At 53.2% G+C, this 13,187-nt stretch carries 10 protein-coding genes; all 10 read right to left on the reverse strand.

What is annotated here, in order from left to right:
* Positions 1–2: 2 nt before the first annotated feature.
* Positions 3–2,879 carry a pitrilysin gene (gene ptrA, locus SOM82_RS16350; RefSeq protein ID WP_320460504.1) on the reverse strand — a complete coding sequence of 959 codons (2,877 nt, stop codon included), beginning with the start codon at positions 2,877–2,879 and terminating at the stop codon, positions 3–5.
* Positions 2,880–3,019: 140 nt separating this feature from the next.
* A complete protein-coding gene (gene recC, locus SOM82_RS16355; protein ID WP_320460505.1) occupies positions 3,020–6,394 on the reverse strand; it encodes an exodeoxyribonuclease V subunit gamma in 3,375 nt (1,124 codons plus the stop codon).
* A 12-nt stretch (positions 6,395–6,406) separates the two neighbouring features.
* Positions 6,407–6,730 carry a prepilin-type N-terminal cleavage/methylation domain-containing protein gene (locus tag SOM82_RS16360; RefSeq protein WP_320460506.1) on the reverse strand — a complete coding sequence of 108 codons (324 nt, stop codon included), beginning with the start codon at positions 6,728–6,730 and terminating at the stop codon, positions 6,407–6,409.
* Positions 6,715–7,116 carry a DUF2509 family protein gene (locus SOM82_RS16365; RefSeq protein WP_320460507.1) on the reverse strand — a complete coding sequence of 134 codons (402 nt, stop codon included), beginning with the start codon at positions 7,114–7,116 and terminating at the stop codon, positions 6,715–6,717. Before SOM82_RS16365 ends, SOM82_RS16360 begins: the two co-directional genes overlap by 16 nt.
* A complete protein-coding gene (locus SOM82_RS16370) occupies positions 7,113–7,676 on the reverse strand; it encodes a prepilin peptidase-dependent protein (RefSeq protein ID WP_320460508.1) in 564 nt (187 codons plus the stop codon). Before SOM82_RS16370 ends, SOM82_RS16365 begins: the two co-directional genes overlap by 4 nt.
* On the reverse strand, positions 7,670–8,131 hold the full coding sequence (locus tag SOM82_RS16375) for a prepilin peptidase-dependent protein (protein ID WP_320460509.1): 462 nt from the start codon (positions 8,129–8,131) through the stop codon (positions 7,670–7,672). Before SOM82_RS16375 ends, SOM82_RS16370 begins: the two co-directional genes overlap by 7 nt.
* A 184-nt stretch (positions 8,132–8,315) precedes the next feature.
* Positions 8,316–9,110, reverse strand: a complete 795-nt coding sequence (gene thyA, locus SOM82_RS16380) for a thymidylate synthase (protein WP_154126070.1) — start codon at positions 9,108–9,110, stop codon at positions 8,316–8,318.
* Between the two features lie 6 nt (positions 9,111–9,116).
* Positions 9,117–9,992: a prolipoprotein diacylglyceryl transferase gene (lgt, locus tag SOM82_RS16385; RefSeq protein WP_154126071.1), complete on the reverse strand. Its 876-nt coding sequence runs from the start codon at positions 9,990–9,992 to the stop codon at positions 9,117–9,119.
* 145 nt (positions 9,993–10,137) lie between these two features.
* On the reverse strand, positions 10,138–12,384 hold the full coding sequence (gene ptsP, locus SOM82_RS16390; RefSeq protein ID WP_154126072.1) for a phosphoenolpyruvate--protein phosphotransferase: 2,247 nt from the start codon (positions 12,382–12,384) through the stop codon (positions 10,138–10,140).
* A 12-nt stretch (positions 12,385–12,396) separates the two neighbouring features.
* Positions 12,397–12,927: an RNA pyrophosphohydrolase gene (gene rppH / locus SOM82_RS16395; RefSeq protein ID WP_320460510.1), complete on the reverse strand. Its 531-nt coding sequence runs from the start codon at positions 12,925–12,927 to the stop codon at positions 12,397–12,399.
* Positions 12,928–13,187: the final 260 nt, after the last annotated feature.

The raw sequence follows: 13,187 nt of genomic DNA on the forward strand, positions 1-13,187 counted from the left end.
TGTTACTTACTCCATGGCATTGATTTCTGCAGTGCGCTGACGCTCTCCCAGACTTTCCAGCCCTGCGGATGAACATAGTCCGCTTTCCCATTCTGGCTGCCGGAAACCTGAGATAAACACGACATACCTTGCGGCTTGACCACCGCCTGGTGGAAGAAGTCGGCAACCTTTTGAGGCGTCAGCTGTTTTATTTCGGCCACTACTTTATCACGCGAATCGAATTGCATATTACCGCGATCAAAATCTTTGCTCAGCTGTGACGCCTCTTCCCCTAACGTCTGCGGCGCCTGTTGCACCTGAGCGATCACGGCCTGCTGGATCTGGGCAAACTCTTCCGGCTTCATCGCCCGCAGCTTCTCTTCAGCCTGAGGGAAGAAAGCCTGATAACGCTGCCAGAGATACGCAGGCTGCTTATCACTGCTTTGCAGCAAGAAGCCCAGCCCCCATTGACGCCCGATATTCATCGAGAAGGCAAAGACCGCATAGCCAAGCTGTTCTTCGGTGCGCAGCTGATTGTAGAACCACGGCTGAATGATCTGTCCCAGCACCGCGCTATAGGCTGAGCTGGCGAACTCATCATACCCGACAGGAACAAACACCGCGGCCAGCGCAGAATCCGTGCTGCTGCCTGCCTTTTCAAAGATCACGTTCTGCTTTTTATCCACAAACACATCCTGGTTACGGCACCATTCGTTACCGTTAGCACCCAGCTGTTTACGGACATTCTGCGCAAGGGTTTTCGACTGTTCTTCGCTCAAATTCCCCACAATCAGAAACTCAGGACGGGAGTGGGTTTTCAGCGCTTCACGGTAATCCATCACCTCTTTCAGGGTGATCGACGGCAACAGAGCACGACGGGTTTCACGCTGGAAGTAAGGGATCTGCGACAGCATCTGCACAGGCATAATCGCCAGATCAAAGGCTTTCCCTTTTTCAGCTGAATCCATCATCTGGGCATACCATGACTTGGCCTGCTCAAGCTGTTCTTCCGTTGGCGTATAGCTGAAATAACCTTCGAGCAACGCCTGGAAAAGCTGTGGCAAACGCTGAGTGTAACCGTTGGCATTAACCATCAAGCCGTTGTTGGCATTCGTTGAAAAACTGATGCCCCCGACTGCCGCCTGATTACTGAGCTGATCCAGCGCAATCCCTGCCAGATAGTCATTCAGCGCAAACATAACCTGATTTTTCGCGCTATCCATGGCCTGCGGATTACGCAGCACAACGCTCACATCGGCTTTTGGCTCGCTGGCAAAGTAGCGACTCGGCGTGTAGACCACCCGCAGCGTTGGCTCATCAACAATCAGTTCGGGATGCGGATACTCTTTCGCAGGCTTAATCAGCGAGAAGTCATCAGGAATATACGGGTTCAGTTCAGGCAATTTCAGCCCAATTTCTGCGGAGTGTTTCTGCCAGTCAGCGAACGTTTGCTCGCTGATTTTATTGACCTGATAAGGAGCATCAACAAAGTATGCCTTTTTATTATTCGGCTCTTTCGGGCTGATATACCAGATACGGGCGTTTTGCGGCGTCATCATCGCCAGACGCGCTTTTATCGCATCGGCATCATACCTATCGGCAATGTTCACCGCATCCAGGGTATGTTCAACCGGAACGCGGATCATGGTATCTGCCAGCCACTCGACATAGTCCATATCGCGAGTGATAGAGGGATAGCGGAAGTCGAGATCCAGCACATGCGCCAGCTCATCGAAATAACGTTTATCCACGCCCTTTTCGCGCAGCAGAGATAAATAGCTGAAAATCGCAGCGACCACTTCATCACGATGCGCGAGGCCTTTGTCGGTTAATGTCGCGGAAATCGCCAGAACACCGCTATTACCATTGACGACAGGATCGGAATCGGCACGAATGCCTTCTACCAGCCCCTGTTTCTGGAGCCAGTCGGAGAGGGTATCCGGACTACGATTGCCAATGAGATAGGTCACCAGCTCATCCGTTTTACTGCGAAATTGTGCCGTGTTGTTATCAATGCGGAACTCAACGCGCAGCACTTTACGTGGCTGCGCGGGGACGTAGTGAATGATGATGCCTTTCTGCGCATCAGTCACCACGGGGACTGTAATCTCTGGCCTTTCAATATTTTTATTTGGCACGCGGCCATAAGTTTCTGCGGCAATTTTCGCCAGTTCAGGAAGAGGCCTATTGCTGTAAACCACTGCTTTCATCAGATTGGCAGAATAGAATTTATCGCGAAAGGCATGCAGCGCGTCGAGCACCGGGCTGTTCGGTTTATCGCTCAGCGTCTCCAGATTACCACCGGAAAAACGTGAGCCAGGGTGGGCCGGGTTGATGGTTTCGGCACTCACCTGCGCCATCCGCATACCGTCTCGGGTGCGTGCCATTGTCAGTTCGGCATTCACCGCATTACGCTCGCGATCGGCGTATTTTTTATTCAGTAAAGGCGAGGCGATGGCATCGGCCAGACGATCGACCGCGCCTTCAAGCGCATCGTTTTCGACTTCAAGGTAAAACGCAGTGCGGTACGGCGCCGTGCTGGCATTATGGCTACCGCCGTGCATTTTCAGGAACTCGGAGAGGCTGTCCGGCTGCGGATATTTTTTAGACCCCATCAGGGTCATGTGCTCCAGATAATGAGCGAGACCCGGATGCGAATCCGGATCTTCCAGCGATCCAACCGGCACTACCAGCGCAGAGAGTGATTTCACAGCCTGCGGGTCGGAAACCAACAGCACGGTCATGCCATTATCAAGACGAATCGCCTGATATTGCCGGGTGTCTTTTTCGCTCTTACGGATTGTTTCCTGAACGGGTTGCCAACCGGTGTCTGCCTGACTGAGGGGAGCCCAAAGGGCGACGAACAAAACAAACGCTTTCAACAAGGTGCTGCCTGGCATTCACTACCTCTTCATCACGGCTACATCATTAACAAACTGCGTGCTGGACGAACCAGCATCTCTTTCTGTGGTGACATCAGTCCGTGACAAGTTGGGCATAATAAATGAACGCTCTAATCTGCGCAATTTTTATACAATCATCAGGACTGATTAAATTTAAACAACGGTAACAAGTAGCGTTGCGCCTCTTCCGTGATTGCCTCGAAGTATTCTGGCTCCAGCGTTCGCCATAAGCGCTGATACCAGACATCCTCCCCTTCGCCCCGCACCATCATGTTTCCTTCATAAGCCTGCATAAACTTGCTGCGGGCTTTTTGTAATGAGACTTCATCCGTTAACATGGCATCATTCTGCGCGTCGTAACAGGCTTTTATCCACGCCCCCCCACTTTCTGGCAGCAGCAACAGCGGTTTATTCATGCCCTGCCGATAACCTTCGATAAACAGGGTCAGATACGCTAATGCCTGATCTGAGGCCATAGGAGGGAAACGCCATTCGCCCTCTTTACGTACAAACAACCGGCTTTCACCTTCATTACCGCCAGCACTGTAGACAAGGTGTTCGAGCCAGAGTTGCAAACCTTGTGAAACACTGAGCATAGCGGGACGCCACCGCAGGAGCCCATCTGACTGCACATGCTGGAGCCAGCCAGTGAGCTGAATACCGTTGCAGGTCAGATCAATTTCGAGGCTTTTTCCCGGCTGACGACATTCAATGACTCTGTCAGCCAGTACCTGCATCTCCTGAAACTGCGTATCCCAGGCTATTTCGCCGAATGCACCATAAGGCAGCTGGCCCGCAGCCCGGTAACGACGGAACAGCGTTTGCGCATCCTCCTGCTCGACCAGCGCATTGAGCAACTGCTGGTTTAGCTGGTAACGGCTTAACCCATCGAGGATGAAAGGTTCTGCATCGGGGATTTCGCTCTCTTCAGAGCGGAAATGGACCTGAAGGCGCTGTTGGAAAAATGCGCGTACCGGGTGAGCCCAGAATCGCTGTAACTGTTCAAAGGCGATCGTCTCAACAGGGAGAGGCTCCAGCGTCTGAATAAAAGCTGTTTGTGCAATTCCCTCTCTCTTTGCTGCCGGTAGCCATTCACGGGCGTAGCTTTGTTGCTCGTCGTTGACGTAATTGGTCGGGTCAAACGGCATACGACTATGGCGATGGGTGATATGGTCTTTGACCCGCTGTTCACTTTGGTCACAGTTCAGCGCCTCATCCCCTGGCAGATAGTGGCTTTGACCGATGTAATCCACCAGTTCCTGCACCAGCACCGAAGGAAAGCGTTCGCTGTTATCCTGAATTGAATGGCCGATATAGCTGATATAGAGCTTATCCTGGGCGGAAATTAATGCCTCCAGGAAGAGGTATCGGTCATCATCGCGTCGGCTACGATCGCCACGTTTTGGCTGCTGGCTCATCAGATCAAAACCGAGTGGCGCCAGTGCGCGAGGATAAATTCCGTCGTTCATCCCCAGCAGACACACCACTTTGAAAGGGATTGAACGCATGGGCATTAAGGTGCAAATGTTCACCGGGCCGGCTAAGAAACGCTGACTGATACGTTCCTGGTCAAGGCGTTGCGTCAATTCATCGCGCAGCAACGAAAGCGGAATAGCCTCGCCATAATGTGATGAAAGGCCTTCATCAATAATCGCCTGCCATTGCAGCTCAATAAGCGCCATTGCCCCTTCTGTTTCACTGTCCGGCAGGAAAAAGTCATTCAGCATTTCCCGACAGACAGGTAACCACTCTTCAAGGGGACGAGACTGTCTCAGCTCGCGCCGCCAGCGGTTGAGTTGCATCAGAAGCGATGCCAGATGACCGACAAGCTCGGCGATCAGCCCTGTCGATTCATCGTACGGGAGGACGTCATTCCACTCACCCTGACTGCTCTCCATCGCATAGCCCAGTAACATACGCGTCAGACCAAAGTGCCAGGTGTGTTGCCCTGTCGGCGGGAGTTCGAACTCCTGGACGTTATCATCGTCGATACCCCAGCGGACACCCGATTCGTTCACCCATTGCCGCAGATAGCGCAAGCCCTCTTCATCAATGTCAAAGCGTGCGGCAAGGACCGGGACATCCAGCAGGGCCAAAACATCTTCTGAAATAAAGCGGCTGTCCGGCAGGGAGAGTAAGCTGACAAAAGCCTGCAGAGCCGGATGCGACTGACGCGCCCGGCGGTCAGAAACGGCATAAGGAAGATAACGATCGCCAGTCGCGCTACCAAACACTGCCTGGATATAGGGGCTGTAACTGTCGATATCCGCAACCATCACGACGATATCACGCGGCGTAAGGTCCGGATCGTCCTGAAGCATCGCCAGTAGTTTGTCATGCAGCACTTCGACTTCGCGCTGCGGACTGTGGCAAACATGAACGGTCACACTGCGATCCTTAAGATCCAGCCTGCGTTTATTATCGCTACGAGCAAATTCTTCGGCGGTCATTCCCGCTATTGCGCGGTTTTCAAGATCGAGAATATCAAGCTGGACGTTGTGTAACAGGCTGTCTGGCGTGATATCCGCGAACGCATCGACATCGCCTTCTCCTGATGAAGAAATATCAGACAGCATATGAATATAGTCACGCCCCAGCTTCCCCCAGGATGCCAGCAAAGGGTTCGGTAAGTTTTGAATACCCTCTTCATCAAAAAGTCGTGCCGCGCTGGCGCTGTCTTTAAACAGCGGAACAGTACGTTCTTCAAATATCCGGCGTCGTTGTCGGGTAACAAGCCTTGCAAGCCAGCGAGCATCCTGAATATCCCCCCAGTAATGACGGCAAGGGTTGGTAAACAGAATATGGATATCGACATGCTTGCCCAGCGCTTCCAGCGCTTTCAAATACACCGGAGGCAATGCTGAAATCCCGCAGATAAAGACGCGAGAAGGAAGCCCCGCGGGCGGTTCAGAAGCCGCATCCAGTGTCGAAATAAAGCGATCGTAAAGGTTGGCACGGTGCCACTGCGGTTGACCTAGCTTTTCGGTATGCTCAACCAGCGCTTTCCAGAGCGGTGCCTGCCAGATTTGCGCTTCTGGTAGACCGTCAATAAGCGCACCGGACTCCCATGCCGTTAGCCATTCTGGACGATAAACCAGATACTGGTCATAAAGGTCGGCAGTACGGGAAGCAAGCTGGAACAGTTTACGTTTATCAGTATCATCGCTCAGATAGTGCCGCAGCATGACGAACTCATCTTTCTGCAACATCTCTGGCAGAAGCGTCATCAACTTCCAGCTCATGCTTTGTTTATTGAAAGCACTCTGTTTAGGGATGTCCGCCAACACGCGGACAAACATATCCCAGATGAAACTCGCGGGAAGTGGGAACTCGATATTGGCCGCAATACCAAATTTTTGCGCAAGAGACATTTGCAGCCACTGGGCCATCCCCGTACTTTGCACCAGCACCATTTCCGGCTCAAAGGGATCGGCAAGATGATCGCGCTCGACGATAAACTCCATCAGCGCTTCCAGCACATCCAGACGATTTGAGTGATAGACCCTTAACATAAACGCTCCCGACTAATGACTTACCGGGCAATGCAGGCGTGTCATCTGACCCTGCCGCCCCAGAGGAGAAATAATAGTAACTGTGATGCTGACACATCCGGCTTGCGTTGTCTCCACCCGGTTTGTCCGCCATCCCTGTGGCAATGTATCCGCGGATAATTGCGCCTGATTCCAGGCGTAATGCCAGAGCTGGCGATACTGGCTGAATATGGCATGCCGGTTTGCCAGCGCCTGATGATAGCCGGATAGCGCGGTGACAATCATCACCAGCAACACCATTGCTAACAACACTTCCACCATGCTAAATCCCTGTTGTCTGTTTAAGGCAGCTGACACAAATCCCCCTGCTTCAGTGGACAGAAATCGCTCCAGCCATGAGGAGAAAAGACAATGCGTCCTTCCTGGATTTCCCCCCTCCGCCACAAGAGCATATCGCCGTTGCCTGCGATCAGCAGGACGCGGTCCTCTGCAAGTAACCGCAGACACACTCGTCCCTGTGACACTTTCTTACACTGAATATTTGTCACCACCGACCACAGCTGGCGCTTCCCCCACTCCAGCGCCGATTGCACAGTGGCCCGTTGTTGTACCGACTGACGTTCGCGGCTGACGATCCGGGTAAAGGAGTCGAGCTGTTGATTCAGCCCCGTCAGAATCAGGCCACCAATGACAAGCAGTAGCAGAACCAGAGCAAGCGAGGACATCCCCTTTTGGCGCTTCATAAATTGAACCCGGTGACGCGATACGTAGCCAGCCAGGGCGTGGCTTTTAGCCCAACGCGGGAGGCTGCAAGTTCAATGTTAAGCTCAGGAGCGAAGCCGGATCGCTGGGTTTTGCTCACCGAGAATCGCGTAATCATAATGCTGCCAGGATCGGTTAATTTATCCCAGCCTTTTCCTGTGCAACTCGTGGCTCCACGCTGCGTTTCAAGCGCCCCGGCTTCCAGGCGAAAACCTGTTTGTTCAGCCTCAGCCTGCGATGCATTTTCCCAGCGACCGTTGCTGTTGGCATCCCACTGGACGATCACGCAGCTCCCCTCTTTGCTGATTATCAATGCCTGTCCCTGACAATCTCCGGCGCAATAACCGGCCCGCTGTAGCTGCTTTCCTATTGCAGAGACCCTTAGCCACACCTCTTCTTCCAGCTCTTGCTGCATTTCCTGATTCAGGATAGCCCGTTGTAAACCGGGTAAAAACCGCGCGGTGCTAAGCAGTAAAATACTGCCAATCGCCATGGCAATCAGCACTTCGGTCAGCGAAAAACCGCGTGATTTTGTCAACATGTCCCTTTTCCCGTGCTGTTGCACATTCTGATGCGTCCCCCGTTCGAAACGATAACCAGCCACTCCCCCGCACGGCTTTTAAGGCGTATTCGACCAGCCCATGCGGTATCCCTGAGTCCATAAAACGCCAGTGAAGGCGTTATTTCCGCAATGGTGACGTCAGGCCATAACGGCCTGAGCACCAGGTCACCTTCGGCCTGACAATCAGCACTCTTTGTTGTTAAGAGACACCAACTTTGCCCCCACGCTTTGAGCGTGATGATATGGTCCCGGTTATGGCCGTTCGCATCGTCCCGCAATAGCACTAAGTAGTCCCTTACCTGATGTACTGTTTGCCAAAGGCGCTGCTGTTGCTGCCAGCTTTGCCAGCCATACAACCCGGTGGCACTAAGAATGATGACCAGCGAGATTGCCACCATCGTTTCGATGAGCGTGAAGCCGCGTTCTTTTTTCATGACGACAGTGTGGCGAGATAAACGGGGAAAAACGACTGGCGAAAGAGAAAGTTACGAGACGTTGTCCAATAAATATCATCACTTGCATTGCGTTGCAAAAACGCTGGAAAGCCGCTCGTAAACGTGAAATCTGGGCAAAAAAAACCGGCGCTAAAAAGCACCGGTTGTGTGAGGATAAGTGAAGTCAGATAGCAACGGGCGCTTTGATGCCGGGGTGCGGATCGTAGCCCTCAATTTCGAAATCATCGAAGCGATAGTCGAAAATAGACTCCGGTTTGCGCTTGATGATCAACTTCGGCAGCGCACGGGGTTCGCGACTCAACTGCAGATGAGTCTGTTCCATGTGGTTGCTGTATAGATGGGTATCGCCACCCGTCCAGACAAAATCACCGACGTCGAGATCACACTGCTGCGCCATCATATGGACCAGTAAAGCGTAGCTGGCGATGTTGAACGGCAGACCGAGGAATACATCGCAAGAACGCTGGTAAAGCTGGCATGAAAGCTTGCCGTCAGCCACATAGAACTGGAAGAAGGCGTGGCAAGGAGCCAGCGCCATTTTATCCAGCTCACCGACGTTCCAGGCTGAAACGATAATCCGGCGAGAATCCGGGTCGTTTTTCAGCTGGTTGAGCACGGTGGTGATCTGGTCAATATGGCGGCCATCAGGCGTTGGCCATGCGCGCCACTGTTGACCATATACCGGTCCCAGGTTGCCGTTCTCATCTGCCCATTCGTCCCAAATCGACACGTTATTTTCGTGCAGATAAGCAACGTTTGTATCGCCCTGGAGAAACCACAGCAGTTCATGAATGATCGAGCGCAAATGGCAGCGCTTCGTCGTCACCAGAGGAAAACCGTCCTGCAAATTGAAGCGCATCTGGTGGCCAAAAATAGAAGTCGTCCCGGTACCGGTACGATCGTTTTTTGGCGTGCCCTCATCGAGCACTTTTTTCATCAATTCAAGATACTGTTTCATGGTTCCTCAAGAGAGCTGTTGCTGTGGACGGCGACGATACGCCCAGATCATCATAATGACACCCGCGACAATCATCGGGATAGAGAGAATCTGCCCCATGCTGATGTACTGTACCCATTCACCGGTGAACTGCTGGTCCGGCTGGCGGAAGAATTCAACGATGATACGGAAAGCACCATAGCCAATCAGGAACAGACCGGAGACCGATCCCATTGGGCGCGGTTTGCGAATAAAGAGATTCAGAATGATAAACAGCACGACCCCTTCCAGCGCCAGCTCATAAATCTGAGACATATGGCGCGGCAACGAGCCGTAGGTATCGAAGATGGACTGCCACTCCGGGTGGGAAGGCAACAGCGCAATGTCTTCTGCGCGCGATCCCGGGAACAGCATCGTGTACGAAACGCCTGGATCGACACGCCCCCACAACTCCCCATTGATGAAGTTACCGAGGCGACCCGCACCCAGGCCAAACGGGATCAGAGGAGCAATAAAATCAGCGACCTGGAAGAAGTTACGCTTTGTGCGTTTGGCAAAAATGACCATGACCAGGATGACACCAATCAGGCCACCGTGGAAGGACATCCCGCCATCCCAGACGCGGAACAGGTACAGCGGATCGTTCAGGAATACCGGGAAGTTGTAGAACAGCACATAGCCAATACGGCCGCCCAGGAAGACCCCCAGGAAGCCCGCATAAAGCAGGTTTTCAACTTCGTTTTTTGTCCATCCGCTGCCTGGACGACCGGCGCGACGACTTGCCAGCCACATCGCGAAGATGAAGCCCACCAGATACATGAGACCATACCAGTGAAGTGCAACGGGACCCACTGAGAAAATGACCGGATCAAATTCCGGAAAATGCAGATAACCACTGTTCATCTGTCACCACAAGATGTTGTTATTCCGCTGAAAGTGGACAGCGGCAAATAAGCGCGCATGGGGTTAGCCAGCGCTCCAAAGTTGCGAATCATAGCACAAGGCAGGCGCAGAGGATGCGCCTGAGATGTAAAAGATATGTATAAGGCTAACGGCCGCCGCGAATCAGACCGCCCATGCCACGACGCTCCATAAAGGCTGCGACCTGGTGACGGACCTCTGTCGCCAGCTGTGCCTCAAGGCTGCGCCTCGCCAGCTCCTGGGCTTCTTCGTAGTCGATATGACGCAACAGATATTTAACGCGTGCAACCGAGCGACCGTTCATGGACAAGTGGCGGAAACCCAGACCAATGAGAATCGCCACACACATGGAGTCTCCCGCCATTTCGCCGCATAACCGCAGATCGATGCCGTACTGCTCTGCTTCACGCGCGATCATCGCCAATGCCCGCAACATTCCCGGATGCAAACTATCGTAGATGCTGGCCACCCGCGTGTTATTGCGATCCACCGCCAGGATGTACTGGGTAAGATCGTTAGTGCCCACAGAGATAAAATCGACGCGGGTCGCCAGGTGCGGCAGCATAAAGACCATCGAAGGCACTTCGAGCATGACTCCCAGGCGCGGTTTCGGGATGGCGTAACCGATCATCTCTTCCACTTCACGGCCCGCGCGTTCGATGAGACGGCGCGCTTCGTCGATCTCATCCAGGCTCGTCACCATCGGCAGCAGGATACTGAGATTGCCCGTCGCCGCATTGGCACGTAGCATCGCGCGCACCTGGATCAAGAAGATCTCCGGCTGATCGAGCGTAATACGTATTCCTCGCCAGCCAAGACACGGGTTCTCTTCGCTGATCGGCATATACGGCAGTTGTTTATCCGCTCCGACGTCCAGGGTGCGCAGTGTCACGGGTTTGTCGTTGAACATCTGCAACATGCCTTGATACTGGGCGACCTGCTCCTCTTCCGACGGAAAGCCGCTTTGCAGCATGAAAGGTATTTCGGTGCGGTACAAACCGATGCCATCAATGCGGCTCCCGAGCTTTTCTTCATGCGCCGGGCTGAGTCCAGCGTTGAGCATCACTTTGATACGCTCGCCGCTTTTCAGCTGCGCAGGCAGGTTGACGTCGTCTTCCGCAAGGCGGCTTAACTCATTTTCTTCACTGATTAACCGCTGATACTCTTGCAGCAGCACGGGTTCAGGATCGACCAGCAACTCACCGCGATAGCCATCCACCACCAGCGTGCGTCGTTGCAGCACTGAGGGCTGAATATCAGCCCCCATCACGGTGGGGATCCCCAATGCACGCACCATAATGGCCGCATGGGAGTTGGCTGCACCATCGCGCACTACCACGCCAGCCAGTCGGTCCTGCGGCAGCTCGGCAAGCGTCGTCGCCGACAGTTCATCAGCGACCAGAATAAAGCGTTTCGGCCAGGCGTTTTCGCCCTGATTAGTATCATCGAGATGAAATAACAGCCGTTGCCCGAGGCTACGTAAATCGCCGGCGCGTTCCTTCAGGTAACCGTCGGTTAACGCCGCAAACTGCTCGGCGAATTTCTCTATGACCTTTTTGACCGCCCACTCAGCCACCGACCCTTTGTCAACTTCCGCAAACAGTTCGCGACGCAGACGAGCATCAGACAGCAGGTGTGAATAGAGATCGAATATCGCTGCCGTCTCTTTTTGTGCGCCAGCGGAGAAACGCTTGCTGTAGCGACGAAATTCGTTTGCGGCTTCTTCCAAGGCGCCTGTCAGACGCTCTCGCTCGAGCGCCGCATCAAGCGTTGAGGCCTCATACACCTGCTCCATCAGCGGCAGCGTGGCATCCATCCAGCCTTCAGCAATCGCCACGCCGGGTGATGCCGGCAGCGCGCGGATACGCGTGTGACGATATTGGCCAAACAGGGCCGCTAACTGCGACTGGGAAAGGATCGCGGCCATTTGCGTGGCCAGCGTGACGAGGAATGACTCTTCGCTTTCATCAAACTGACGCAGCTCGCGCTGCTGGACAACCAGCACGCCAAGCAGTTGGCGGCGCTGAATGATAGGCACCCCCAGGAACGCGCGAAAACGCTCTTCTTTTACAGAGGGGATGTATTTAAAGCTGGGGTGTTTTTGCGCATCAGCAAGGTTGATAGGCTCTGCCAGCCGTCCTACGAGGCCAACGATACCTTCATCAAAAGCGAGTGCAACAGTGCGACCACGGGGTTTTTTTAACCCACGCGTCGCCATGAGGTAGTAACAACGCCGATCGTTGTCGGCCAGATACACCGAACAAACTTCGGTTTCCATCGCAAGGCAGATGTCAGTGACCAGGATGTCCAGCGCCTCATTGAGGCGCGGAGCACTGGCAACCTTTTCGACTATTTCTCGCAAGCGGGTGAGCATGATTTGCGTTGCTTAACCTCTTTTACGTCGCCAGGCAGGTGTGCTTTGTGGTTTAGGAGGTGCCTCCTGAATCGCCATCACAACACTTGCGAACTCTTTCATCACCCTACGGTAAACATCGCGCTTAAACGACACGACCTGACGAACGGGATACCAGTAGCTTACCCAGCGCCAGCCATCGAACTCTGGCGTACTGCTGGTTTGCATATTGATTTCCGAATCGTTGCTCACCAATTGCAGAAGAAACCATTTCTGTTTCTGGCCGATACAAACCGGCTTTGTGTCCCAACGCACCAAACGTTTCGGTAACTTGTAACGCAACCAGTTGCGGGTCGAAGCAAGGATGCGAACATCCTTTCGGCTTAAGCCGACTTCTTCGAACAACTCCCGATACATCGCTTGTTCTGGGGACTCTCCAGGATTGATCCCGCCTTGCGGGAATTGCCAGGAGTGCTGACCATATCGCCTTGCCCACATAACCTGGCCCTGACGATTACAAATTACGATACCTACGTTCGGGCGGTAGCCATCGTCATCAATCACCGGACTACCTCAAACTAAACCTGATATATGAACGATTGTTTCATACTCCTGTAAGGCGGTAAACCACTCTCTTACAAGGCTGCAAACGAATAACATTTGAATAACTCACAATTTTCACTCAAGTTATAAACAGATGAGGGTGCAGATGAGCCATTTTATTCACTTTTTCTGTGGATATAGTTGTGAAGAAGTATGGAATTACCGATGGACAACATTTCTCAGAGAGAAAACCTCGCCTTTACCCACCACAAATAAAACTC

Source organism: Lelliottia sp. CFBP8978, from assembly GCF_034046055.2.
Lineage (GTDB): Bacteria > Pseudomonadota > Gammaproteobacteria > Enterobacterales > Enterobacteriaceae > Enterobacter.

Excerpts from the sequence above, each read along its gene's own strand:
- ptrA (WP_320460504.1), bottom strand. The coding sequence starts at position 2,879 with ATGCCAGGCAGCACCTTGTTGAAAGCGTTTGTTTTGTTCGTCGCCCTT.
- lgt (WP_154126071.1), bottom strand. The coding sequence starts at position 9,992 with ATGAACAGTGGTTATCTGCATTTTCCGGAATTTGATCCGGTCATTTTC.
- SOM82_RS16370 (WP_320460508.1), bottom strand. The coding sequence starts at position 7,676 with ATGTTGACAAAATCACGCGGTTTTTCGCTGACCGAAGTGCTGATTGCC.
- ptsP (WP_154126072.1), bottom strand. The coding sequence starts at position 12,384 with ATGCTCACCCGCTTGCGAGAAATAGTCGAAAAGGTTGCCAGTGCTCCG.
- SOM82_RS16365 (WP_320460507.1), bottom strand. The coding sequence starts at position 7,116 with ATGAAGCGCCAAAAGGGGATGTCCTCGCTTGCTCTGGTTCTGCTACTG.
- SOM82_RS16375 (WP_320460509.1), bottom strand. The coding sequence starts at position 8,131 with ATGAAAAAAGAACGCGGCTTCACGCTCATCGAAACGATGGTGGCAATC.
- thyA (WP_154126070.1), bottom strand. The coding sequence starts at position 9,110 with ATGAAACAGTATCTTGAATTGATGAAAAAAGTGCTCGATGAGGGCACG.
- recC (WP_320460505.1), bottom strand. The coding sequence starts at position 6,394 with ATGTTAAGGGTCTATCACTCAAATCGTCTGGATGTGCTGGAAGCGCTG.